This is a genomic window from Cycloclasticus sp., from assembly GCF_019090545.1.
GTDB lineage: Bacteria > Pseudomonadota > Gammaproteobacteria > Methylococcales > Cycloclasticaceae > Cycloclasticus > Cycloclasticus pugetii.
On the sequence record NZ_JAHRVT010000025.1, the window covers coordinates 104,491 to 129,850 of the forward strand.

Annotated in this window: 24 protein-coding genes and 1 tRNA gene; 13 read left to right on the top strand and 12 right to left on the bottom strand. The window is 40.3% G+C overall.

Annotated features, from left to right (window positions below):
- Window positions 1–282: 282 nt before the first annotated feature.
- Window positions 283–1,347 carry an HD domain-containing phosphohydrolase gene (locus KUG63_RS05150; protein ID WP_287554301.1) on the top strand — a complete coding sequence of 355 codons (1,065 nt, stop codon included), beginning with the start codon at window positions 283–285 and terminating at the stop codon, window positions 1,345–1,347.
- A gap of 91 nt (window positions 1,348–1,438) precedes the next feature.
- On the opposite strand, the gene KUG63_RS05155 is transcribed toward KUG63_RS05150, so the two are convergent.
- From KUG63_RS05155 to KUG63_RS05165, 3 genes are all read right to left on the bottom strand, one after another.
- Window positions 1,439–1,514, bottom strand: a tRNA-Thr gene (locus KUG63_RS05155).
- 48 nt (window positions 1,515–1,562) lie between these two features.
- A complete protein-coding gene (locus KUG63_RS05160; protein WP_277642486.1) occupies window positions 1,563–1,976 on the bottom strand; it encodes a Fur family transcriptional regulator in 414 nt (137 codons plus the stop codon).
- A gap of 54 nt (window positions 1,977–2,030) precedes the next feature.
- Complete coding sequence (locus KUG63_RS05165) at window positions 2,031–3,113, bottom strand: NAD(P)/FAD-dependent oxidoreductase (RefSeq protein ID WP_015005266.1); 1,083 nt, start codon at window positions 3,111–3,113, stop codon at window positions 2,031–2,033.
- A 91-nt stretch (window positions 3,114–3,204) separates the two neighbouring features.
- Between KUG63_RS05165 and pip the strand changes: the two genes are divergently transcribed.
- On the top strand, window positions 3,205–4,152 hold the full coding sequence (gene pip / locus KUG63_RS05170) for a prolyl aminopeptidase (protein ID WP_020161821.1): 948 nt from the start codon (window positions 3,205–3,207) through the stop codon (window positions 4,150–4,152).
- 22 nt (window positions 4,153–4,174) lie between these two features.
- Here pip and KUG63_RS05175 read toward each other — a convergent pair whose 3' ends face one another.
- From KUG63_RS05175 to KUG63_RS05200, 6 genes are all read right to left on the bottom strand, one after another.
- A complete protein-coding gene (locus tag KUG63_RS05175) occupies window positions 4,175–5,284 on the bottom strand; it encodes an S-(hydroxymethyl)glutathione dehydrogenase/class III alcohol dehydrogenase (protein ID WP_015005268.1) in 1,110 nt (369 codons plus the stop codon).
- A 20-nt stretch (window positions 5,285–5,304) separates the two neighbouring features.
- Window positions 5,305–6,420, bottom strand: coding sequence for a pyrroloquinoline quinone biosynthesis protein PqqE (gene pqqE, locus KUG63_RS05180; protein WP_287554305.1), 1,116 nt, complete (start codon window positions 6,418–6,420; stop codon window positions 5,305–5,307).
- A complete protein-coding gene (gene pqqD, locus KUG63_RS05185; RefSeq protein ID WP_287554307.1) occupies window positions 6,395–6,670 on the bottom strand; it encodes a pyrroloquinoline quinone biosynthesis peptide chaperone PqqD in 276 nt (91 codons plus the stop codon). The genes pqqE and pqqD overlap by 26 nt, the downstream gene beginning before the upstream one ends.
- The gene (gene pqqC / locus KUG63_RS05190) at window positions 6,667–7,392 is read right to left on the bottom strand and encodes a pyrroloquinoline-quinone synthase PqqC (protein ID WP_015005271.1); all 726 of its coding nucleotides are present in this window, start codon (window positions 7,390–7,392) and stop codon (window positions 6,667–6,669) included. Before pqqC ends, pqqD begins: the two co-directional genes overlap by 4 nt.
- Window position 7,393: 1 nt before the next feature.
- A complete protein-coding gene (gene pqqB / locus KUG63_RS05195; RefSeq protein WP_287554309.1) occupies window positions 7,394–8,305 on the bottom strand; it encodes a pyrroloquinoline quinone biosynthesis protein PqqB in 912 nt (303 codons plus the stop codon).
- Window positions 8,306–8,734: 429 nt separating this feature from the next.
- Window positions 8,735–11,509: an FKBP-type peptidyl-prolyl cis-trans isomerase gene (locus tag KUG63_RS05200; RefSeq protein WP_287554310.1), complete on the bottom strand. Its 2,775-nt coding sequence runs from the start codon at window positions 11,507–11,509 to the stop codon at window positions 8,735–8,737.
- A gap of 444 nt (window positions 11,510–11,953) precedes the next feature.
- Here KUG63_RS05200 and KUG63_RS05205 point away from each other — a divergent pair, with 444 nt between their 5' ends.
- The 9 genes from KUG63_RS05205 (at window position 11,954) to KUG63_RS05245 (ending at window position 21,068) form a co-directional block, all read left to right on the top strand.
- Entirely contained in the window at window positions 11,954–12,679 is a 726-nt protein-coding gene (locus KUG63_RS05205) for a response regulator transcription factor (RefSeq protein ID WP_287554312.1), read from the top strand.
- A 26-nt stretch (window positions 12,680–12,705) separates the two neighbouring features.
- Complete coding sequence (locus KUG63_RS05210) at window positions 12,706–13,767, top strand: HAMP domain-containing sensor histidine kinase (RefSeq protein ID WP_287554314.1); 1,062 nt, start codon at window positions 12,706–12,708, stop codon at window positions 13,765–13,767.
- 381 nt (window positions 13,768–14,148) lie between these two features.
- Complete coding sequence (locus KUG63_RS05215; RefSeq protein ID WP_287554316.1) at window positions 14,149–15,618, top strand: FHA domain-containing protein; 1,470 nt, start codon at window positions 14,149–14,151, stop codon at window positions 15,616–15,618.
- Window positions 15,618–16,997 (top strand): trypsin-like peptidase domain-containing protein, encoded by a 1,380-nt coding sequence (locus tag KUG63_RS05220; RefSeq protein WP_287554317.1) that lies wholly within the window; start codon window positions 15,618–15,620, stop codon window positions 16,995–16,997. The genes KUG63_RS05215 and KUG63_RS05220 overlap by 1 nt, the downstream gene beginning before the upstream one ends.
- A gap of 36 nt (window positions 16,998–17,033) precedes the next feature.
- Complete coding sequence (locus KUG63_RS05225; RefSeq protein WP_287554318.1) at window positions 17,034–17,843, top strand: SH3 domain-containing protein; 810 nt, start codon at window positions 17,034–17,036, stop codon at window positions 17,841–17,843.
- Window positions 17,844–17,939: 96 nt separating this feature from the next.
- The gene (locus tag KUG63_RS05230) at window positions 17,940–18,254 is read left to right on the top strand and encodes a hypothetical protein (RefSeq protein ID WP_073023391.1); all 315 of its coding nucleotides are present in this window, start codon (window positions 17,940–17,942) and stop codon (window positions 18,252–18,254) included.
- Between the two features lie 21 nt (window positions 18,255–18,275).
- Entirely contained in the window at window positions 18,276–19,667 is a 1,392-nt protein-coding gene (locus KUG63_RS05235; protein ID WP_287554319.1) for a serine/threonine protein kinase, read from the top strand.
- 20 nt (window positions 19,668–19,687) lie between these two features.
- Window positions 19,688–20,287 (top strand): FHA domain-containing protein, encoded by a 600-nt coding sequence (locus KUG63_RS05240; RefSeq protein WP_287554321.1) that lies wholly within the window; start codon window positions 19,688–19,690, stop codon window positions 20,285–20,287.
- A gap of 10 nt (window positions 20,288–20,297) precedes the next feature.
- Window positions 20,298–21,068 (top strand): PP2C family protein-serine/threonine phosphatase, encoded by a 771-nt coding sequence (locus KUG63_RS05245; RefSeq protein ID WP_287554322.1) that lies wholly within the window; start codon window positions 20,298–20,300, stop codon window positions 21,066–21,068.
- A 273-nt stretch (window positions 21,069–21,341) separates the two neighbouring features.
- Here the strand turns inward: KUG63_RS05245 and pqqA are convergent, their stop codons facing one another.
- The 3 genes from pqqA to KUG63_RS05260 form a co-directional block, all read right to left on the bottom strand.
- On the bottom strand, window positions 21,342–21,416 hold the full coding sequence (gene pqqA / locus KUG63_RS05250) for a pyrroloquinoline quinone precursor peptide PqqA (RefSeq protein ID WP_016389867.1): 75 nt from the start codon (window positions 21,414–21,416) through the stop codon (window positions 21,342–21,344).
- A 311-nt stretch (window positions 21,417–21,727) separates the two neighbouring features.
- A complete protein-coding gene (locus KUG63_RS05255; RefSeq protein WP_015005273.1) occupies window positions 21,728–21,889 on the bottom strand; it encodes a YqaE/Pmp3 family membrane protein in 162 nt (53 codons plus the stop codon).
- Window positions 21,890–22,151: 262 nt separating this feature from the next.
- Window positions 22,152–22,898 carry a HesA/MoeB/ThiF family protein gene (locus tag KUG63_RS05260; RefSeq protein WP_287554323.1) on the bottom strand — a complete coding sequence of 249 codons (747 nt, stop codon included), beginning with the start codon at window positions 22,896–22,898 and terminating at the stop codon, window positions 22,152–22,154.
- A gap of 281 nt (window positions 22,899–23,179) precedes the next feature.
- Here KUG63_RS05260 and groES point away from each other — a divergent pair, with 281 nt between their 5' ends.
- Both groES and groL read left to right on the top strand, forming a co-directional pair.
- The gene (groES, locus tag KUG63_RS05265) at window positions 23,180–23,467 is read left to right on the top strand and encodes a co-chaperone GroES (protein ID WP_015005275.1); all 288 of its coding nucleotides are present in this window, start codon (window positions 23,180–23,182) and stop codon (window positions 23,465–23,467) included.
- Window positions 23,468–23,499: 32 nt separating this feature from the next.
- Window positions 23,500–25,170 (top strand): chaperonin GroEL, encoded by a 1,671-nt coding sequence (groL, locus tag KUG63_RS05270; RefSeq protein ID WP_287554324.1) that lies wholly within the window; start codon window positions 23,500–23,502, stop codon window positions 25,168–25,170.
- The last annotated feature ends 190 nt before the right edge of the window (window positions 25,171–25,360 follow it).

Below are 25,360 nucleotides of genomic sequence, written 5' to 3' on the forward strand. Positions count from 1 at the left end.
TACTTCACACATATGACCACCCGCATTAAAAAAGCTTAGTTGTAACAGATAATATGGTTAGCATGCCTTTAGTAATAGTTTTTAATTACTAAAGGTGGGTGGTTGAAGAGAGGTAACCACGCTGAGGTTTAAAACGCTTAACAATCATCATCTTTATTTTAACTACAAACACTATGGGGCGGAGCTAGCGGCTGCTTGTAATGGTTCCATGATAAAACTAATAAGCCCTAAAGTGTTTATAGAAAAGATTGATGAGCTGTTAAAAATGATTCGTGAGACGTGATGATTGATACAAAAGGTTCCAAAATACTCATCGTAGATGATGAAAAAAGAAACAGGGTGTTACTCAGGAAACTGATGGAAGAAGAAGGGTATCAGGTTGAAGAAGCCTCTAGTGGCAGCTTGGCGTTAGCGCAAACCAGTATGTTTTCGCCAGATTTGGTTTTATTAGATGCCATGATGCCAGAAATGGATGGTTTCGAAGTTGCGACGCAACTTAAAAGTAATGATAAAACAGAGGGTATTCCGGTGATTATGGTCACCGCTCTTGATGATCAGGCCTCTCGTGAGAAAGGGCTTTCAAGAGGGATTGAAGAGTTTATTACCAAGCCAATTAAAGCCAATGAAATTCAAATTAGAGTTCGCAATCTGCTAAGGCTGAAAATTGCGAATGATATTTTGAAGAACCATAATCATCTTCTGGACGAGAAAGTAAAAGCACGCACCCAACGGCTAAAGGCGTCATTTGAAGAGAGCATATTTTTATTAATGCGTGCCTCAGAATATAGAGATGATGAAACCGGTGCGCATGTTAAACGCATTAGTCACTATTGTAGGCGTTTAGCGGAAATGCTTGGAATGAATAAAATTTTTTGTGACACCTTGTTTTTAGCCAGTTCGATGCATGATATTGGAAAAATAGGTATACCCGATAGTGTTCTTTTAAAACCGGGCGGGTTTGAGCCTGGTGAATGGGAAATAATGAAAAGTCATACCACCATTGGCGCTGAGATTTTGAAAACAAGTGAACATAGTTCGAGCTATATCAAAATGGGTAAAAAAGTGGCCTTATGTCATCATGAGAAGTGGGATGGAAGTGGTTACCCAAATGGTTTAAAAGGTAAGGAGATTCCACTGTCTGCTCGTATTATGGGCCTGTGTGATGTATATGATGCGTTACGAAGTGAACGGCCTTATAAAAAGGCGTTTGATCATAAAAAAGCGGTAGGTATTATAGAACATGGCGATGAGAAAATTAAGTCAGGCCATTTCGATCCGACAGTTAAAGAAAAATTTGTGGCTAATCACGAAGTATTTAATGAAATATTCGAAACCTATAAAAGCTAAGACGAAAGCGGTTTACTTTATATTGCTGGGCCAAGGCCTAGTATTTTTGAATATTCCCTAATGGGCAGATTACTTTAAAAAGTCATTAAAATGGAGCCAATGAGCGGATTCGAACCGCTGACCTACTCATTACGAATGAGCCGCTCTACCACCTGAGCTACATCGGCTTTATGGGCGAGAAAGTATAGGGAATTGTTGAAGGTGAGACAAGACGTTTACTGGTTGTTAACTTTAATAATAACTTCAACAGAGTGAAGATCAGTACCTTTGGGTAATGCGGGAAGGTTTTGAATGGTGATCTCGCCATCGTTAACATCAGTGAGTGTGTTGGTGTCTGTATTGTAGAAATGGTGATGGTGTTTGGTATTAGTATCGTAGAAGACTTTGTTAGGGTCAATAATCACCTCACGTAATAAGCCTTTATTAGCAAACAAGCCGAGGGTGTTGTAAACGGTTGCTTTTGAAACGGGTTGTTGCCCTTGATTAATGGTTGATAAAATTTGGTCGGCGCTCACGTGCTGTTGTTTCTTAAACAGAAAATTAGCGATTTTAATGCGTTGTTGAGTGGGCGTAATGCCATGCGCATTAAGTAAGTATTTAACGTGTTGTTCGCCTGTTTTTTCAGCCATTATCATCACCTTGATCTCTTGGTCTCAGTATAGCACAAGGTTTTTAGTGGGTAGTTAACGCTGTAATTGGTAGGGTGTCGGGTCTATTTTACAGCGTCTATTTAACAAAATATCGCTCATTAATTCGGCACTTGCCGGTGCTGTAACAATACCATTTCGATAATGCCCAGCATTGAGACTTAGGTTGCTGAGAGGGGCGACTCTGCAAATATAAGGGATGCTGTTGGGTGAAGCAGGTCGAAGCCCAGCCCAGTGTGCATCAGGTTCAATGCTTGCTAATGCGGGGTATAACTGTTGGGCAAAATGCTTAAGTTCGTCGAAAGCGGCCTGTGTGGTACTGGCATCGAATTGAGTGTATTCGCGTGTGCTGCCAACGACAATTCGCTTATCTTTCCTAGGAATAATATAACGGTTGCCATCCATGACCATGCATAGGTTGGTGATATCTGTTGGTGGGAAACAGATCATTTGACCTTTAACAGGCTTGATATCTGGTTGCGGGCAAAGCTTGGGTACTAATTGTGTACTCCAAGCGCCGCCACAAAGGATGTATTCATTAGCGCTGAGAGTAGTTTTTCCAATCTCGGCACCTGTAACGGCATAATCAGTATGCTGTAATTTTGTTACTTCTTGGTCGTTATAAAATGAGACACCGTTAAGCGTTAAATACTGGGTTAACGCAGCTGACAGTTTGTGGGGCCGGATGGTGGCAACGTCTGGCCGGTAAATGGCAGATTCTGTAAAGGGCGCTAAGTGCTCGAATTGGCTGTTGAGCTCTTCGACAGATAACACTTCAACGGGTGAATTATTTTGTTCGCACCATTGGATAGCCTGAGGCAGTTCATTATCCTCAAGTACTAACATGCCAGATAATAACCATTCTGGATCTATTCCTGTTTGATCACGAAGCTCGATGGAAAGTTGCTGATAGACCGACTGGCTAAGTGAGCTGATTGCATTAACAGGTTCGGAATATAACCAAGGCCGCATCGGGGATAAAATGCCACCGGCTGCCCAAGTAGCTTGTTGGCCGCGACTGTTTTTATCAACCACCGCAACCTTTGCCCCCGCTTGCTGTAGTTCCTTAGCTGTTAATAAACCAAGTAGGCCGCCGCCAATAATAAGAAAATCGAACATAATGAAGTGGGGTTTTAAAAAGCCGTAGTATAGCGTAGTCTAACTTGATATTTGCTGAGCCTGATCAGCTTTTAAGTGATGAAAACGAAGGATGTTAATATTGAAAACGTTGTACCCTGAGATTGAACCCTTTGCCCATGAATGGCTTGATATGGGGGATGGGCATGAAGTGTATCTTGAGCAAGTAGGTAACCCTAAAGGGGTGCCGGTTATTTTTTTGCACGGTGGGCCAGGTTCAAGTTGTAAGGCGCATCATCGCTGCTTTTTTAACCCTAATAAATACCATATTATTTTGATGGATCAGCGCGGTGCTGGCCGTTCGAGACCCTTGGGGCGGTTGAAAAACAATACAACGAATCATTTATTACAAGATATGGAGTTGATTCGTAAAAAACTGGCCATTGAAAAATGGTTGCTGTTTGGTGGCTCTTGGGGCGCAACATTAAGCTTGTTGTATGCCCAACAATATGCAAATAATGTATTGGGGTTGGTTTTACGAGGTACATTTTTAGCACGTTCTAAAGATGCAGATTGGTTTCTTAAAGAGGGTGTAAACAGGTTATACCCTGAAGCGTGGCAGCGTTTTACGGGCCATATTTCAAGCAATGAACGTAAAGATGTGTTGAAGGCATATTATCATCGTTTAAGTATTGATGATGAGCAGGTCCTTCAAGAAACAACCCGTGAGTGGGATGCATGGGGTGGTGCGGTGGTGTTAGGTGATGATTTTAAGGCAGAAGCGTTGGATGGAGCGGTGCCTGAAAAAGCCATCGCGCAAGCACGTATCGAAACGCACTACGCGATGAATAACTACTATATTCGAGAAAATCAAATTTTGGATAATGCTATTCGCATACAAGAGATACCCTGCACTATTATCCACGGCCAAAAAGATTTTATGTGTCCGATTGAGTCGTCATTTTCGTTGGCGCAAGCACTTCCTCTTGCACAGTTTATCCGTCTGCCAAATTCAACGCATTTAGCGCATGGTGATGAAATGATTGATGCGTTGGTGTCGGCGACTGATCAATTTGTATGATCCTGTCAGACAAAACTGCGTATTAATAGATAATCACCGAGCGAATACTTTTTCCTTGGTGCATTAAATCAAAGGCACGGTTAATGTCGTTTAAGGGCATGGTATAGGTGACCATTTCATCTATTTTAATTTCCCCGCGAAGGTATTTTTCAACATAATCGGGTAGTTCGCTGCGACCTTTAACGCCTCCAAAAGCCGTACCGCGCCAAACCCTGCCTGTGACCAGCTGGAATGGGCGAGTGGATATTTCTTGTCCTGCACCCGCTACGCCAACAATAACAGACTCACCCCAGCCTTTATGGCAACACTCTAGCGCAGAGCGCATGGTGTTAACATTGCCGATACATTCAAATGAGTAATCAACACCGCCATCGGTCATGTCGACAAGAACATCTTGAATAGGCTGATCAAAATGCTTCGGGTTAATACAATCTGTTGCACCGAGTTGTTTGGCAAATTCGAACTTATCTTCATTGATATCAATAGCGATAATCCGTTCAGCATTCGCAATAACAGCACCTTGAATAGCACTTAGACCAATACCACCTAAGCCAAAAATAGCGACAGTACTACCCGGTTCTACTTTGGCGGTGTTGAGCACAGCGCCGATACCCGTAGTGACACCGCAACCTAATAAACAAACCTTGTCTAACGGCGCTGCTTTGTTTATTTTAGCGAGTGATATTTCTGGTAAAACCGTGTATTCGGCAAAAGAGGAGGTGCCCATGTAATGGTATATTGCTTGTCCATTTTTGGAAAAGCGAGAGGTGCCATCAGGCATTAATCCTTTGCCCTGAGTGACTCGAATGGCTTGGCACAAATTGGTTTTGCCCGATAAGCAAAATTTGCATTGCCCACATTCTGGTGTGTACAACGGAATAACGTGGTCACCTACTTGTACTGAGGTGACGCCTGGGCCAATTTCTTCAACGATGGCACCAGCCTCATGGCCTAATACGGCAGGGAAAATGCCCTCAGGGTCATCGCCGGATAAGGTAAACGCATCGGTATGACAAACACCCGCGGCGACGTTTCGAATTAACACTTCTCCATGTTTTGGTCCGTCTAAGTTAATGTCTTCTATGGATAATGGTTGACCTGCTTTCCAGGCAACAGCAGCGGTTACTTTCATGGGTGTTCCTTGGGTTGGGGTTAGTGATTAAATTGTTTAGAGTTTTTGCTGTTTCTAAATAATAGTGGCTGCTCAGTTAGTTGAGTAGCTTGTTTAATAGCATCGGTTACTAGGTAGTGTTGTGTTGATAAATCACAAACAGGGTCTGCATTTGTTGCATCACCGGTTAATAAAAAGGCTTGGCAATGACAGCCGCCAAAGTCTTTATCTTTTTCAGAACAACTTCTACACGGTTCTTTCATCCAGTCATCGCCACGAAAGTAGTTGAAGGCTACAGAGTGATTCCAAATGTCACTTATTGAGAAGTCTTTAACATTTGGGCAATCAAAGTTAGGCAGTTGACGAGCAGAATGACAAGGTAATGCCGCACCATCTGGCGCAATGGTTAAAAAGGTGGTTCCCCAGCCGTTCATGCAAGCTTTTGGGCGGTTTTCGTAGTAATCAGGTATGACGTAATAAATTTTCATCTTGCCTTGTTGAAAGCGTTGGTATTCGTTAGCAATTTTTTCAGCGTCTTGAAGTTGTTCTTGCGTTGGCATTAGTTGATCGCGGTTGTGATGCGCCCAACCATAATACTGTGTGTTTGCTAGTTCTACAAAGTCGGCGCCCAAGTCAATCGCCATCTCTAGAATTTCCCTCATTTGATGAATGTTTTCGCGGTGTAATACAACGCATAACACCATTGGGTAACCATGCTTCTTAACTAATTTAGCCACGGATTTTTTATCGTCGAAGCTTTCTGTGCCAGCAATAAAGTCATTTAATTCTTTTGAGCTGGCTTGAATGCTGATTTGAATGTGGTCTAAACCAGCGTCTTTTAACTCGATAATTTTAGCCTCATCCATCTTGTAGCCGGAGGTGATGAGGTTGGTGTAATAACCGAGTTGGTGTGAATAGTTAACCAGTTCTGCTAGGTCTTTCCTAACCAGCGGCTCGCCGCCTGAAAAGCCCAGCTGTACGGCACCCATTTCGCGAGACTGCTTCAGCACACGTTTCCATTCATTGGTCGATAATTCAGCTGAGAAATTTTTGTAGTCCAAGGGGTTAGAACAGTATGGACACTGTAATGGGCAAGCGTACGTTAGCTCTGCAAGCAACCAGCGAGGTGGGCTAGGTGTTTTGGGTGATCCAGCCATTATTGAGCGCGGTAGTTAAGAAATGGGTAATATCGTTTTTAATACCCGTTGTTGAAAATTTTACTTCAAGTACTGAAACAATATTGTCAAGTGTGTGCTGGCCATCGCAGAGGCTTAAAATTTCAGCAGAGCTTTGGTTTAACTCAATAAGCCCTTCAGGGTAGAGCAACACAAACATATTTTGTGCTTCTTCCCATTGCAAGCGGTAGCTTGTTAACAACTGAAAGGGCTCTGTGAGTTGCAGACTCATGATTCAACAGTAAAGTAAGGTGGCATTTCATGAACATAAGCCATGTGCATTGCATCAGCCATGGTCCATAGAATATCCAGTTTGAATTTTAAAATACGAATCATTTTTTCTTGTTGTTCACGGGTTTTATACCAGCTTAGGGTGATGCGTAGGCCATGCTCAACATCACGGCGGGCTTCGCTTAAACGTTTTTGAAAGTAGCTCAGCCCTTTTGGGTCAATCCAAGGGTAATGCGCTGGCCAATTATCTAACCGTTGTTGGTGAATTTTTGGTGCAAATAATTCTGTTAATGAAGAGCTAGCAGCTTCGTGCCAATCGGCTCTACGTGCAAAATTAACATAGGCATCAACAGCAAAGCGAACGCCCGGTAAAACATGTTCTTCAGACAAGACTTCTTCACGTGTTAAACCTACTGCTTCCGCCAATTGCAACCAGGCTTCAATGCCACCAACTTCACCAGGCGCGCCATCGTGATCAATAATTCGTTGAATCCACTGCGCGCGGGTATCACGGTCTGGGCAGTTTGCCATAATCGCCGCATCCTTTAGGGGAATGTTAACTTGGTAATAGAATCGGTTAGCTACCCAGCCACGAATTTGCTCTTTAGATAACGCACCTTCGTGCATCATCACATGGTAAGGGTGGTTGATATGGTAAAAACGTTCCATATCGCGAATGCGTGTTTCAAATTCTTGCAGTGACCAAGGTGCTTTTTCTGTCATATTATAGTTCGATATTCATAGTGTCATACGACACCTCAATGCCGTGTTGGGTCAGTATATCGCGTTCCTCAGACTCTTCATTCAAAATAGGGTTAGTGTTGTTGATATGAATTAAAATTTTGCGTGGCTTTTCAAGGGTATCTAGAAACTCAATCATGCCACCTTTGCCAGATTGCGGTAAGTGCCCAATTTTTCTAGCCAATAAAGGTCTACCAACGGAAGCAAGTTCATCATCTGACCAGAAAGTACCATCAACCAATACACAATCAGCGTCCTTCATTGCTTGTTCAACGTGCGCTTCTATTTCACCTAATCCAGGTGCATAGAAGGTTGTTTTGCCGGTGGAGATTTGCCGAATAATCATACCGATATTATCTCCCTCGTGTGGGTCATTACGATGGGGTGAATAAGGCGGCGCTTTGCTTTTTAACGGCAAGGCGGTGAACTCTAAATCTTGAATATTGGGAATTGTAAACGCATCACCATTCAATGGAATGGTGTGGTCTTCAACACCACAAAAGTGTTCCAAAATGTTAAAAATTGGAAAACCGGTTGTTAGGTCTTGCCTTACCATCTCGGTACAATAAATGGTTAATGGGTCGCCTTCGCGTAAAATCAATAACCCTGTAGCGTGATCAATTTGAGAATCAAACATCACAATGGCTTCAATACCGGTGCCACGTACTTTATTTTTTGGGTGTATTTCAGGAAAGCTCTCTAATTGAGCGCGAACGTCAGGCGACGCGTTAAATAAAGCCCAATGTTCACCGTCAGATGAAACGGCAATGGAGGATTGGTTTCGCGCAGTGGAGGTTTTAATCGTTCCTGCACGTACAGCTTTGCAATTAGGGCAGCTACAATTCCATTGTGGAAAGCCGCCGCCAGCACCTGAGCCTAAAACACGAATTTGCATAAATTTAATAAGAGGAGTCAGTTAGAGTTCTAATCGATTTTATGGTAAAAGTTAATTAAACGGGTATTGAAATTTTTTTTCGTAATAAAGAAAAAACCTAGTTAAATGAGTAAGCTAATTAAAATGCTGCGCTATCATTCAGATTCTAAGAATGACCGTTAGGCATACGATAGTATTCTATCGTATCGTCTGATATAGGGGGTCATTATTAATTGTTCGGCAAAATTACCCTTTATAGCAACACTGCTAGGAGTAGCGAGTAAATACCATTTCTAAAGATAAACGCTACAAAGTCGGAGAGTGATTGTTCTAACTTTACAATAAAGAATAAAGGCTTCATTAGGTTGCAGTTTTGTGCTGAAACCTGATCTTGTATGTCGATATGGGAGGGCAGGGTTTTAGTTAACTCGTTTTATATATTGAGAAATATCAGCTTGACGCCCCCCGAATAGGTTTTAACCCGTAAGTAGTTCCTTTAGTGTATTTTGTGCTAATAATCTTTGTTTTTACCTGAAGGGTAGGCCCTTTCTTTGTAAGCACAGAAGATAATTTTCCTGAAAGTATTTTAACTTTAAACATTAATATCGCTTGTTCTAGCGGCCTTTCTAAATTGAAGGGTTTATCCTTTATAGAGGGTAAGCTAAATGATTGGCCAAAATTGAATCGAGCAGTAATTTGTGATGGTTTAAATTGAAGAGAACCGTTGTCTGTTGGAAACCTTTTCGAGGTGCGTAATTTTTCATGTCTTAAATAAGCATTACATTGGGCTATACTAAAATTACTTTGAACCCATTTGACGTTTATTTTGTTCCATGTATCGGTGTGGTTTTGAGGTGATTCAGCTAAACATTTTGTCAGTTTATTTTTTATTTGTTGTCCACAAAAACTTGGGTCGCTTTGGTGTGCCATTACACAACTCATTAAGTCGTCGCTGTTAGTCTTAATTCGTTGCTGACAGCTCTGCATCTTAGGTAAAAGTGATTGTGATAGAGCCTTAGTTAGTTTGGATTGGTGAGGTCTAAGGTTTTTTTTGTCATCCAAAATCGCACAACCGTCAGCAGGGACTGCATGAGTAGTATTGCCAACTTTAGCAACCATTACAGACGCAGGTATGTAGATAATCTCTGGTAACTTATTACTTTGTTCTAACATCCAATTTTTAAAATGTATGAGAGTATTTTCAAGATCATCATTGGAAAATTGTTGAGCGGTCGGATGAAAAAAATGTCCACCCATGGGTGATAGTTCGGATTTTTCATAACGCCAACGTGATGATAGCATTGTCCACCAGCTGTTATTATCAAGCTGATCTGACGCTAATTTAACAGCCAAAAAATCAACCAAGACGCTATTTAAGGTAATGTCTACAGGGAACTTAAAATTATTAGTAATCTCGAGATCTTCTGATGCTAGATACAGCGTTTTTTTGTCAGGTTGAGTGTTTTTAGCAGATTGAATGATAGCGGAAACCGGTTTTCTAACTTGAGAAGGTGGTTTTTGTTGTGGTTGTGTTGTAAACGATGTTCGTTTTCGGGTATTGCCAGTGAGTTTCTTTAAGGTTTTGGTGGGGACTATTCTTGCCGGCTCCGAAATATGAGAAGGGGAGTTTATAGAGGGGGCTAATTCTATTTCGTAAATTAAAATGGAGTCTTTATTAATAACTCCATTAGCGCTGTCTCCAAAACCAAGATGAGGTGGTACAAAAACTTTAATTCTACCACCAGGTTTTAACAATAATACCGCTTCAGACATGCCTTTAATTAAGCCGTTGGTGGATATAGTTGAAGGTGTGCCTGTGGCGTATTTTTTTGCAATAACTCTCCCGTTTTCCAAAGTGCCTTTATAATAGATATTGACGATATCGCCAGGACTTGGTTGCCTACCATGCCCTTGCGTTAGCATAATGTATTGCAAACCACTAAGTGTAGTGACGACATTTGGGTTTTTAGCATTGTCAGCCATAAATTTATCTGCAATGGCTGAATGAGGCTGAAGAGCATAAGGGATATAAGTTGACTCTGGCGCTTCAAGCACTGTTTTAAATGTATTGCGTCTAATATTTGAAGGCTGATTTAGCTCTTTTTCATTATATTTAATAAGGTTGGCTTCGAATCTTTTAATTTCTGGGCTCCTACAAGAATAATGTTGGATCATTTCGTCAATACCCCGATAAAGATCCGCAATCTCTAGTCTCTTCATGCCGGCATTAATACCATTTGCCACAGCGTAAAGTACGCCTTGTTTTTCGCATAATCTGTCACAAAGTGGAATGAATTGAGGGTTTATCGTGTATTCTGATTTTAGTTGAGAGGCTGGAATTCTATAGCCATCTTCATAGACTATTTCAGGGTAATTATATGTAAATGTGCGTTTGATAGCGCCCGGGTCAAAGCAATCACTAGGTCGTCGTTCGCCTGAGCGAGCCAAATAATACATGCTGATTTCCTCTAAAACCGTCATGTCCTTTTTGGTTGTTGAAAATGTCGAACCAAGCATTGAGAGAAAGACACCCATTGCGGCATCATTTTGATTGCTTTTTTTTATTTTTGAAAGATAGTACCAAGCAACTTCATTTTGGGCGATAAAATCACCTGTATAGATAGTATCTAAATATCCACCTCCGGCTAATGCTTTGAAAGGATGCCCTTGCTTTTTTGCTTCACTTCGATTTTCAGCGGCCTGAGTGGCGATCAAATTTTTGTCTTGTTTTTGTTTGGCTAAAGCTTCAGCACTTAAGTAACGCCCTGTAAGTTGTCCTTTATAGCTGACAGCAATTTTGCCAGCCTGACTTTTTTTACGAATAACATAGGAAAACGTTAGTCTATCCCAGTATCTGCCATTATGTTTTTTCCAATCTTCTTTATTGTTAAATCGTAAATTTGCACTAGGACTAAAACCACTATAGTGAGGGCAATGGTTTGCAATAATAGGAGATATTACTTTGTTAAAAAAGCGGATGTAGTCTTGATTTGTGTTTCCTCCAAAGATTAATGTATCTCTTTTATCATTCTCCACATCATAAAGAATATTAAGTTCAATGTTATCGCTATACTTTGTGTTGCTAGTTGAGCACCAATATGGAGAAGAAGGATAAATAGCATATTTATCTTGTTCATAGAGAGGTGTTAAGTTATCTATTTGTGCACTGGCTGCAGCGGATAGCATTAGCATGAAAAGTAGAAAGAAACGATGTTGGATTTTCATTACAACTCCATTTGATGTTATCAATTTTACTATGACAAGGTAATAGTCATTCGAGATTTTTGCCAGTAACCATTGAGGTAATAATTTGATATTGCTTGCCGAGATTGATGCCGTTACTGTGAAGTGGCATATTTATACATATGTTTGAATGAATATTTAATCGGCTACTCGGATATCCTTTTTCTTCAGACGGGGTGCTAATTTTCCACTATTAACTTGATAGATGCAGAACTAAGTATCTAGTTTTTTATAATGCAAAATGCTTTAAATAACCGTAATGGTAAGCTGATTTAAAACAAATTTTGAATTACCTTGTGATAAACAAAAGTTAACGATTAGTTTAAGAGACATAGATAGAGATGTTTTTTATAAAGCTCATTCCTTTTTTTTGAACTTTTCTGTTCTTTAAGCTTGATTTAAAAATAGGTAATGGAATTAAAATCAATGGAAAAAAATATAGCAAATTTAAAAGTATTGATTGTAGAAGACGATGACCTACTTGCAAACCAAGTGAAACGAGAAGTAACTAGTTTAGGCTGGGAGTTTGTCATTGTAGGAACTGTTAGAGCTGCACGAGCACAGTTTGCCAAGGTTGCTTTTGACTTGGTTATTCTTGATCGTATGCTTGGCGATTCGGAAGATGGTTTGGCTTTAATAAGATGGTTCAATGAGCTAGAAACTAAAGCGCCAGGCATTTTAGTTGCTAGTCGTTTAGGCGCTACTCATGATCATATCTTAGCACTAGATCTAGGTGCCGATGACTATATAAATAAACCTTATGATCTTGAAGAACTTAATGCGCGTCTCCGTGCTGTAGCAAGAAGGGTGCGGGGTAAGCGTGTTCCAGAGTCAGTTGAGGTTTGGGAAGGTATGGAAATTCGTACGATAAATCGCACAGCTCTTTGGCATGGAGAAGCAATCTCTTTACGACCTCAATCTTTCGAAATTTTAAAAGTATTAGTCTCACTAAAAGGCGAATATATAAGCCGAGATGTTTTATGGCGATCAGTATGGGAAAGCTATAAGAGCTTGCCACCTCAAGAAACGGTGATTAACACAGCGCTAAGTAGACTTCGAGGGAATTTATCAGTACTCCCGGATGCGCCCTTAATTATTAATAATCGCTTAGGGTATCGCTTAACGCTTAAAAAAGCAGATAACCAGGAGTGATTAATATTTCAAAAAAACCTAAACGAATGTTTCGGGCAATTCACCTTTTATTAGTGACCTTGGTGTTACTAACAACGTTGATAACAGTTTTTAGTCTTAAAGTGTTGACGGATAATATTGTCAAAAGTGAGCTGCAAAAAAATACGGTTTCTCTCTCTCCTGATAAAAAAAAGTATTTTTACTATGAGCTTGAACAAGCGTATTTGCTTAAAAGTAAGGAAGTATTCTCTAATATTGCGACAACGATAGGAATTGTTGCGGGAGTACTAACATTACTTGTTCTTTTTGTTAATAGGCAATTTAGCCGCAGAGTTGAGCAAATGAATAAGGTGCTATCTAAGGTTCAAAGTGGAATGTTTAACAAAAGAATTGCGGAGAAAGAGATCAATAAAAAAGATGAGCTCGCTGAGTTAGCGCGGTATATAAATAGAGCGTTGGATGAAAATACGCGGCTGATGATGGGGCTTGAGGCAGTAAGTCAAATGGCTGCACACGAAATAAATAAAGAACTTAGTCACCTTCACGAGTTGGCTACTAAAAAAGATCAACTTGAAATGGCTGACTCAGCGAAAGCTCTTCTTATTCTATTACGAGAAATTTTAGAGCTTTCGAAGATTGAGTCTAGTACGGATAGTGTAATGCGTGAGGTGGACTTATGCGAAATAGCCTTAACAGCAGCAAAGCTATATCAAGATGCTTTCGATGATGCTCAACTGGAGCTCGTTAAGCCTGAAAATTCCGCGAAAATACTTGGGCAGGAGAATTTGTTAATCAATGCCATCACAAATCTACTTAATAATGCATTGAAGTATGCACCTGCTAACAGTCAAGTGGCTATTGACGTCTTTATAGATAATGGTAGGGCTGTAGTTGCTGTTTCAGACTCAGGGAGAGGTGCTGATTCAGATGATTTAAATACAATTTTACAACAAGCGCAACAAGGGAAAGTTGCCGGATATGGGTTTGGACTAAGGTTTGTGCAAGCTGTAGCTATTCGGCATGGAGCAAAATTACACATCGAAAATACGAGACCAGGGTTTAAAGTTTCTTTGCAGTTTCCATTGGTTCGGGTCAGTAGTTTGAGTTAATTCTTTGAAGAACTGCCGAAAAAAAACGCAATAATAATGAGATATGGGGGTAACGAGTCAATGAATATTTCTAGATTCACATGAAAGATCTGTTTGCAGTCATAAGCCTGATAAATAGTAAACAATGTATTAATCAGTCCGAAGATAAGAGTTTTTTATTTTAAGAAGTGTAGATATTAAGAGCTTTAAATTGCCTTGTTTGTGTCGGGTGGTTGCATTCATTTTTAAATAACCGAAATGGTTACTTGTAGTTAATCTACGTATTACATATTGTTAGTTCTAATAAATAACTGTATTCTTTTTTTCAGTTATGCTTTTAAAAACTTTTGAGTTACAAAAAGTTAATACAGTGAGTTTGTTTAGTTAAAAAGGATTTTATCTATGGTTACGTCTAATAAAGTATTTTATTTTTGCGTACAGCTTAATAAATGCTTGTTTTGTTTGTTATTTTCTCTCTTGTTTTCTGTGTCATCGGCTTTTGCCAACAATCCTACAAAAACTACTGACCAGCCGGTTAAGCAATGGGCTGATAGCGTAGTCCAAGTTCTTGCCTATAAAGGCGATCAATTATTGAATCAAGGTAGCGGAGTCGTCGTCACAACAGATGGCGTAGTGATAACGAGCGCGCATTTATTAGCGTATGCGGATCGAGTTGTTCTTCAAGGTGATGACAGTCTAAATAAAAGCGCAGCTATTATTTCCAAAAATGAGGTTACTGATTTAGCAATACTTCGCTCAAGTACTTTACAGCAGGAGCCTGTAAAAATTGCTTTAAACTCTGTATCAAATAATGATTCATTAGAAATTGCAGGCTACTGGAGCTTGTCAATAGAAAAGGCAAGAGGGTCGTTCTTTAGCTTTTCTAAGCGGCCTAAGTTTGTTGCTTCGGAGCTCCATAATAAAAGTTTCGCTAAGGCCCTTTTAAACGGGTCTGGTGCTATTGATGGGCGCTATAGTTTGATTGCTTCTATTGGTAGAGGAGGGTATGGCGCACCGGTAGTTAATCGGTGTGGTGAGTTGCTTGGAATCGTGAGCCCAAAGAGAGAGATGACTTTAAAGCAACTTTGGAAACCTCATCTGCCAACAGGTGTTGAGGTGATTGATATCAGCATACTCACTGCAGAATTATCGGCATCAAACATAGTAACAAAAGTTGCAGATAAGCCTTGTTTAAGTGCTATAGAGCAACAAGCACAGGCACAAATAAAACAACAGGCACAAATAAATAAGGCTAAGAAAAAAATAAAAGAGGCGGAAAAGCAAGTTGAGAAAGAAAAACAGGCCAGGAAAGAGGCGGAAAAAGGTCGTAGTGATATCACTGAGATTGTTTCTAATATAAACACAAAAGCAGAAAGTTTAGGCACAGAAAATATCGAAATAAAAGAAGATAATAAAATTCTTTTTTGGTCTGTTGTCGGCGCAATAGCCGTTGCCATTTTTATCATTTTATTGCTACTGATTAATAAGAAAAAAAGCTCACGGCTAGCAAAAGAAGAATTGAAAGCAGCAACAGCTAGCTTTGGCGACTGTCGGTTTGAGGGGGTTGATTCTTCAGGTGCACCGGTGGCTTTTATTGTTTTAGGAAAGGACTTAATGCAACGAAAAAAGGGTCTAGTTGTTGGCAGAAATCCTGATCTTTCCCAGGTAGTGATTGCAGATGACACTGTCAGTCGAGAACATGCTCGGTTATTTGTTAAAGACAACCGTTTAAATATTATCGACCTGGGCTCTACTGGTGGAACACAAGTAAATAAGCAACCGGTTGGGCCTGAGGGTTTAATTATTATCGCTGGAGATATAGTAGAGTTTGGTGAAGTGCGATGTACGTTGAGTATCTTAGGAGGTATTTAATGCGCTTGATTCCATTGATGTATGCTTTAAATCGCTGGCAATTAAAGCTAATAAGTCTAGTTATATTACTAATACCCATTTACGCATATCCTTCATATGCATTCGCGGAGAGTAAAGCTTTTACAACATCGATTGTTAAAGTGCATACAGTATCTTTTCGTAAAGGCAAAGTATCGGGCACAGGGCATGGAACTGGGTTTGTAATAAATAATGGTGGTTATGTTGTTACTAACAATCATGTGGTTCAGGGTGGAGCTTTATTTTCTGTCGTGCCAGATGGACAATCCCTTGGGTTGGAAAGCATTATAAAAAGGCCCAATGCTGAGGTTATTTGGAGCTCTTCTGATCTGGACTTAGCTATTTTATTGATTAAAAAAGATGCATTGAGATCATTGCAGTTATCACCAATTACGTTAACAAGCAATTTGCCAGAAAAAGGTAAAGCTGTTCGTGCTGTTGGGTTCCCTGGCGTTGCGGACTCAAAAACAATAAGAACCTCTGATATTGTTGCTGAATCAACATTTAGTTCTGGTGTGCTAGGGCGACTTATAGAAAATGGTGTTTGGAGGAAAGGAGGCGCGCCTTTAAGGCTAGTTCAGCATAGTGCATTTATAAATAAAGGAAATAGCGGTGGACCATTAATTGATGGTTGTCAGAGAGTGATAGGTATCAATACTCAGGGTGCATTTGATACTGTATATGATAATAAAGGCCGTAAAACGGGTGGAACTTTTGCGGCCGGTTTTTATTATGCAACCGATGTTCGTGAGTTGGTAAAAATTCTGAGTGGAAGGAATATAACTTACACGCTTGATGACGATGAGTGTCTAAGCTCTGACGAAAAGCTGAGCGGGGTAATTAAAGAAGGTTTTATTATAGCTGCAATAGGCTTTGTGATGATGAGTTTACTGGTGCTTTATGCAATGCGAAGCCCATCAGGCAAAAAAAAGGTTGCTCGTGTCATCGAAACATATTCTAGGTCTATACCTTCATCTAGTTCAAAAAAAGCTGAGGCTACTCAAAAAGCGAATAACTATAGTGCCGATGTATCAAAATCAAAAGCTAGTTTAATTCTTGATGGTTATGGTGATGATAATCGACGATATAGAATAGTAATTAATGTTGATGAGTTATACAAAGGTGAAGTTATTGTTGGCCGAGACCCTAGCAATAGGAAATATGCGATAGATGATGACAGTATATCAAGGCAACATTGTGTATTTTACGCCCAAGGAAATGATTTATTTATTCGAGATATGGAATCGACTAATGGTACATACGTAAACGGACGGCAGCTAACCGCTAAAGAAAGTGTCGCTCTCAATAATGGTGCGAATGTTAAATTGGGATCGGTTTCGTTTAAAGTGATAGCTGGTTAATGGGTTTTATATTTATTAATAAATGGAGAGTAATAAATGAAATTTAATAGATCGCTGTATCTCATTTTGTCGATAATCGTTGTACTCAGTGGTTGTGCGGGGATGACAGAAGAACAAAAGTCGAGCATAAGCAAAGTTGTTGGTGGTTTAGGTGGTGGTGTTCTTGCCGCCAAGCTTGCAGAGAATGTTGACAACCCTTTGGTTCGTGCAGCGATTGTTATGGCTGGGGCAGCAGCGGGGACCTATATTGGCGATCAATTTGCTAAGGTTTTGAGTTCAGAAGATCAAAAAAAGCTATTTGCAGCCCAGCAACAATCAGCAGCAAGTGGAAGACCGGTGGCTTTCTCAGGTGAGCAGGGCGTTACAGGGCAAGTTAGAGTCGTCGATAGTGTGCCAGAAACAAGGCAAGATAAAAATGTCAAAGTTAGGGTTTTAAAAGATAGAGTTGAAAAAACCCCTCCATTAAAGTTAGTCGGCGCAGCTTATAGCCCTAACTCTCGAATTAATGTGCGTAGTGGTCCGGGAACAGACTATAAAACCGTTGCTAAATTATCGGGAAATGAATCTGTACAAGTAATAGGCGAGGCGCTACCAGATAAAAAGTGGTTTTTAATTTCTCAGTTACCAGATGGCACCGCTAGTGGTTATGTTTATAGCCCTTTAATGCACCCTTCTAATGAACCAGTAAACTATACGCAAACATCTACTAGCTCCGTGTCCGAAGTAAATGTACAAGCAAGCGGTGTTTGTAAAACTGTGCGTCAAGAGGTGACGACATCAAAAGGCGTGCTTACAGAAGATATTAGAGTATGCCAGCAAGGAAATGGAATTTGGAAGTTAGCTTAGTTAACTTAAATAATATGGGTGTTTAAATTGAATAAAATATTGCATTTTTATTCCTTAAAGTGGCGATCATGCTTTTTCTTTTTGATCCTCTCCACTATGAGTTTAAATGCTTTTTCTGCTACACCAGTTATGTCTCATTTAGGAATGAATGCCTATTTACTGAACATAGATTGCCGGTCAGCTTATGAAGCAAAATTCGATATTCAATCACAAGACCCAAGGGTTTTTGATGGGGATAGAGTAGAGTTGCAGCGATTAATTGGGCAACTTCGTGCGGTTGTCAGTATCGACTGCCCATCTATTAGACGAATTACTGTCAAAGGAACGGTAAATAAGAAGCTTTATTTTGCGGGAGCCAGTGAAAAAGGCTGGAACTGGAAAATAATAGGCTTATTTGCAAAACCAAAATAACATATGAAATTCTGACACATAATGGATAACCAAGACCGCATTCAAAATAATGAAGCCGTATCGCCAACGCAAGTACTTCCTAAAGGCTACCAACTAGACGATTATATTATTGAGAATGAAATCGGCTCGGGAGGTTTTGGGATTACTTATAAGGCATTTGATCAGCAATTGAATCGGTATGTAGCTATAAAGGAGTACTTTCCTTTTAATTTAGCTGCTCGAGACCATGCCATGCATGTTTCTCCCAAAACACGTGTTCTTGAAGATGTTGATGAATATAGTTGGGGCTTGAGTCGGTTTATTCAAGAGGCTAGAACATTAGCTCTTTTTGAACATGCAAGTATTATTCGTGTTATTCGTTTTATAGAGAGAAACAATACAGCTTATATCATCATGGATTTTGCAGATGGCCGTGATGTCTCTGATGTGATTCAAAAAGATGGTCTACTATCAGTTGCTGAAGTAAAAAAAATAATTGTACCAATTGCTGAGGGGCTGGTTTTTGTTCATTCGGCTGGCATGCTTCATCGCGACATAAAGCCTGGAAATATACGTGTTAAAGATAATGGAAGCGCTGTCTTGATTGATTTTGGTGCAGCTCGGCAAGCAATTGGTGTTCGTTCACAGTCAATTTCTACAATACTGACACCTGGTTACGCGCCCATTGAACAATATTCAACACGAGGAAATCAAGGACCGTGGACTGATATTTATGCTCTAGCAGCCGTATCTTATGTGTGTTTAACCGGTGAAAACTTATCGCATTTTGAAGCGACCGAACGCATACGAAACGATACATTGCCAACGCTTGTAGATCGCTTGGAAGATGAAGATAAGGGGTTTCTTTCTGCTTTAGACTGGGCCTTATCACCAGAAGAAATAGATAGACCGCAAACAGTTAATGAATGGTTAGATGTAATAAAAAAAGGTGTTGGTTTAACTCAATCTTCACAGGGTAAAGAGAGTCAGGCAACAAAGAAATTAGATAAAAAAGAATTAGTTAAACACCAGCATAGAGAGGTAAAAAGTAAGGCTAAACCTGCCAATATTGAAAAGAGTTTTAATATGAACGCGGTTATTGCGATCATTGGAGTCTGCGTTGGTCTAATAATGGTCTATATGGCAAGCAATATTGGAAGTAAAAAGAGCAATGAGCAACTAGTTAATGCTCCGTCTATTAAGCCGAAGGTCGAGCAAAAAGTTAGAGAGTTAAACAGTGACTCAAGGGGTAATTCGGTTGTTCCTAATAAAGTAGCCCAAGCCCCTTCTGAACAACCTAACAAATTTTCATCTGAGCAAGAAAAAAGGGATTTTACGGTAGCCTCTAAGATCAATACCGATGAGGCGTTTACAATTTATACAAGACTGTATCCGAATAGTAGATATCGGAAAACAATCGCAACGCGACGCTGATGACAGTATAGGAGAAAATTATGTCAAATGATGATAGTACAAAAGGTGGTTTTTTTAATAACCCAACTCGGAGAGTTGGGAGTGAAGCAGGGGCATTTGCAACTATTAAGAAAGGTGGAGCATCGGAGAGCCTCCCGGCCGATACAGATGATGCTTCACAGGGTATTAAAAGCTCGGATACTAATCCTGTAACAAGAAGAGTGCGACCGACGACTTCGAATAACGAAGTAGCATCAGAAAGCACACTTACTAACAGCGCTAATCGTTATCATCCAGAGTTTGTTGTGGGCTGGCTTGTAGTAGTGAAAGGACCGGGAAGAGGGATGAGTTTACCACTTGGGTATGGGCTGAACTCTATTGGGCGTGGTGAAAAAGCGGGCGTAAAACTTGATTTTGGTGATGAAGAGATTTCTAGAAATGCCCACTGTCAAATAGCTTATGACCATAAGAATAAAAAGTTTTATATCCAGCATGGTGGCGGTCAAAACCTAACCTATTTAGAAGACCAACCTGTCTTATCATCTTGTGAGCTGAATAATAATATGACTATCTCAGTTGGTAGCACCACACTTAAATTTGTACAGTTGTGTGATGATGCTTTTGATTGGGAGTTAAGTTAGGCAAAGCAGCATGGAATTAAAAATACAGGGTAATATGATTCAAGGAAGTCGAGACTACCAAGAAGATTACTATGAGATATGTACCGAGCAGTTCAAAGGCTTGAATAGTTGTTTGGTTGTTTTGTGTGATGGTATGGGGGGGCATAGTGGAGGAGCGCTTGCCAGCCATATCGTCGTTACGGCTTTTGTAAATGAATTTATTACCTCGACCAAGCTTACGCCATCAGATGCCTTGGCAAAGTCATTATCAGAGGCCCAGCTTGCCATCAAAGCTGAGGTAAATGATAACGCTGCACCCCCTGATATGGGCACAACACTCGTGGCTATTTATGTTAGTGATAGTGATTTACATTGGTTAAGTGTGGGTGATTCCCACCTTTATTTATATCGAAAAGGGGAGGTTATAAAACTAAATGAAGACCATTCTATGGCTGCTGTGCTTGATGGCCTAGTTGAAATTGGTCGTTTAGAAACAGAAGAGGCTTTATCTGATCCGCAGCGGAGTGCTCTAAGAAGCTACGTTTCGGTTGATGATATTCCTTTAGTCGATATTCAAAGTAAACTAAATTATTTATCTTCTAAAGATAAGTTGGTTTTAGCTTCAGATGGCTTAGATACTATAACGTTAAAAGACATTGAAACTATAATAGATAAGAATAAAAATAAATCACCAGACTTTATTTCATCAAAACTCTTAACTGCCGTTGAGTTTGCTAAAGCACCTAACCAAGATAATGCTTCGGTTGTTGTTGTTTCATTAAGTAAAGGCTTTTGGTTTTAGCTACAAGGTGAAGTGCTAAATTTAATAATGTTGTTAGAGTATTAAAACCTTCGAGATGTTGAAATCAGTTGTCCCTGAAGGTTAAGCATTGAGAGCTTGTTTATTAGGAAGGGGGGGCAAATTAGCCTACCAAAATCTCTATCTGTGACTGAACACTGGGCCTACTAGTCTGAGGCTGTTAATATGACTTTAAAGCCTTTCATCCTCAAGGTTATTGAATTTATAGCATTATAAAGGGCTCTTATAAGGACCCTTTTTAATGCCTGTCTGTATTTATCGGTTATAAATGTACATCGTTACTTCAAAACCGAAACGTAAGTCTTTGTATGTTGGTGTTTCCCACTTCATGTTGGATCTCCTGCGGTTATATTTTTTTAATATTTATTATAATTAATGGTGCGCTGAATGAATCTAAGTATAAGTTTTCTGCGGCTGAATGCAAGTGCTTGTATTTCCTTGCTGTAAAGCATTACCGCGCTTGTGTTTATCACTTAAAACGCTTGCCAGCTGCTCAAGCGTTATGAGGTAGCTGGGCACTACGCTGATTGCTCACTAGAATCGGCGAGTAAAGATGCTTTTATCGCGCTAGCTCATGATTTAGGACAGGGGCATAGAGCCGCGCCTTACTTTTTTGCTAGTTGTTAGACGCGGGTATTAGCCTATTTTGTTACAAGCCATAAAGCATGAGCAACACCAGGAATATAAAACACTAAACACAGCAGGATATTGATAATAAGGTCTTTGCCGGCACCCTTTTTAAGGAATACAGCGATGGGGGGAAGGAATATAGCCAAAATTATTTGTACGATTTTGTTATCCATTTTATAACCTCAATTTAAAAATTTAGTTAACTTAACGGCCCCAATCTTATTTGTTTTACGTGTCTAACAACCATTGTCGCTCAGTGGACAATCGTTAGTCGTATTAAGCCGCTTTATCCATATAGTATGTGTACGGTTTAAATAATAAAGCAATTTGAGTCGATGTGATAGGCGTGCCGTTGTTTTATGCGTCTTAGGCTATAAAAGGGCTAATGAAATGTCATTGGTTATGTTAATGTTTTTAATAAGCAATAGATTAGCTTTAAGAATTTGAGCAGGTAGGGCAATTTGGATTGCGAGGTAGTTGCATGCTCTGCCACTGCATTGATAGCGCATCAAGCAATAAAACGCGGCCTTGTAAGGATTGGCCGGCACCTGAGAGTACTTTAATGGTTTCAAGCGCTTGTGTACTACCGATGATGCCAGTAATGGGTGCGATGACGCCATTTTCTGAACAGTTTTGAGCAACCGATCCGTCACGTGGGTAGAGGCAGTTATAGCATGGGCAGGTTGCATCGCGGGCATCAAAGACGGAAACTTGCCCCTCAAACCGAATTGCCGCGCCAGAGACTAAAGGCGTTTTAGCGGCAACACAGGCATCGTTAATGGCAAAGCGGGTTTCAAAATTGTCACAGCAATCGACAACAATATTAGCGAGTTCAACTTGTGCTAATAACTCATCGCCTTCTAACTTTTTATTGATGGCGGTGATTTCAATCATGGGGTTGATTTGGTGAAAGGACTGTTTTGCTGATTCAACCTTTGGTTGACCAATGTGCTTAGTAGTGTGGGCGATTTGGCGTTGTAAATTAGATAGGTCTACTTCGTCAAAGTCACTAATGACCATGTGACCGATGCCAGCGGCAGCAAGGTAAAGCCCAACTGGGCTGCCGAGACCACCCATACCGATGATAAGGACCCGTGCATCCAATAAAGCTTGTTGTCCTTCAATATCAATTGAAGGCAGCATGATTTGTCGGCTGTATCTAAGAAGTTGTTCGTCATTCATGGTCAGCTGTATAGGTTATTGTTGCCAATAATTATGGTAACTGAGTTTTATGATTATTAACCATAAGTTTCGTAGAAGATAAGCAAAAGACGCGTAATTTGATGGTTCAGCAGGTAGGCTGAGGCGACAGTAGTTAAGTATTTTTATGCTGCAGTCTTCAAACTTTTAAAAAAGCCATAAAATTTTTCATATTATGGGGTTGATTTAGTTGAACATCACCCCATATCTATGGGGCTAGCCATAATGGCTATATCAATATTAAACAATAGGAGATTCAATAAATGAACTTACGTCCATTAGGTGATCGCGTCATTATTAAACGCGTTGAAGAAGAAGCGGTTAGTGCAGGCGGTATCGTGCTTCCAGATTCGGCAAAAGAAAAACCAAGTCAAGGCAACATTGTTGCTGTGGGTAATGGTGCTATCAATAGTAAAGGTGATGTTCAGCCGATGTCTGTAAAGGTTGGCGATAACGTGATGTTTGGCAAATATTCCGGTACTGAAGTTGAAGTAGGCGGTGAAGAATTATTGGTGATGAGCGAAGGCGACATCATTGCAGTTGTTGAATAATTTAAAGTTTATTTAGAGAAAGGAAAAGAAACATGGCAAAGCAAGTTAAATTTGGTGATGATGCACGCAGCCTAATGGTTGAAGGTGTAAACACACTAGCAAAAGCAGTTAAAGTAACATTAGGACCTAAAGGCCGTAATGTTGTGTTAGACAAAGGCTTCGGCGGCCCAACTATCACTAAAGATGGTGTGTCGGTTGCAAAAGAAATCGAATTAAAAGACAAGTTCCAAAACATGGGCGCGCAAATGGTAAAAGATGTTGCCGCTAAAACATCTGATGTTGCCGGTGATGGAACAACAACTGCAACAGTGTTGGCTCAAGCTATTCTTACTGAAGGCTTGAAATCTGTCGCAGCGGGTATGAACCCAATGGATTTAAAGCGTGGTATTGATAAGGCGGTTGTTGCTGCAGTTAATGCAATTAAAGACTTATCAGTGCCTTGTGCTGATACCAAAGCAATTGCTCAAGTAGGCACAATTTCTGCTAACTCTGATGAGTCCGTCGGTAAAATCATTGCTGAAGCAATGGACAAAGTGGGTAAAGAAGGCGTTATTACTGTCGAAGAAGGGTCTGGTTTAGAAAACGAATTAGACGTCGTTGAAGGTATGGAATTTGATCGTGGTTACTTGTCACCTTACTTCATCAACAATCAAGAAAGCATGAGTGTTGATATGGAAGACCCTTTCATTTTATTACACGATAAAAAAATCTCAAATATCCGTGATTTGCTTCCAACTCTAGAGGCCGTTGCAAAAGCAGGTCGTCCATTATTAATTATCGCAGAAGACATTGAAGGCGAAGCATTAGCAACCTTAGTTGTTAATAATATGCGCGGTATCGTAAAAGTAGCGGCTGTTAAAGCACCTGGCTTTGGCGATCGTCGTAAAGCAATGTTAGAAGACATTGCGATTTTAACAGGCGGTACTGTTATTGCTGAAGAAGTTGGTTTAACACTTGAAAAAGCAACGTTAGAAGACTTGGGTTCTGCAAAACGTGTAACGATTACTAAAGACAGTACAGTTGTTGTTGACGGTGCAGGTCAAGCGGCAGACATTGAAGCACGTGTAGCACAAATTCGCTCACAAGCTGAAGAAGCAAGTTCTGATTATGACAAAGAAAAACTTCAAGAGCGTATGGCTAAACTAGCTGGTGGTGTTGCTGTTATTAAAGTAGGCGCAACAACAGAAGTTGAAATGAAAGAGAAAAAAGCGCGTGTAGAAGACGCATTACATTCAACACGTGCTGCGGTTGAAGAAGGTGTTGTACCGGGTGGTGGTACTGCATTAATTCGTGTTTTAGAGGCTGCAAGCAAAGCTGAAGGTCTGAACCATGATCAAGATATCGGTATTAAAATTGCGTTACGCGCAATGGAAGCACCATTACGTCAAATTGTAACCAATGCTGGTGAAGAAGCATCCGTTGTACTTCAAGCGGTTAAGCAAGGCACTGGAAACGAAGGATACAATGCGGCCACTGGTGAATATGGCGATATGATTGAAATGGGTATTCTTGACCCTGCAAAAGTAACGAGAACAGCGCTTCAAAATGCTGCGTCTATTGCGGGCTTGATGATTACGACAGAAGCTATGATTACCGATGAGCCTGAAGAAGCCGGTGCTGGCGCAGGTGCAATGCCAGATATGGGCGGCATGGGCGGCATGGGCGGCATGGGTGGCATGGGTGGAATGGGCGGCATGATGTAAATCATCCGCATATTTCGCTAATACTGGTTCGTAGCGTTTTTAAAAGCCTGAAAGTGGTTCACTTTCAGGCTTTTTTTATGCTTAAGCGGTTAAAAAAGTGCTGTGAGTAGACGTAGAAGCCTTTAGAGCCTAGGTCTAAAGCTTTTTAAAATTGTCTGGCTCTTCCTGCTTTAATTTTTTCTTGATTCTT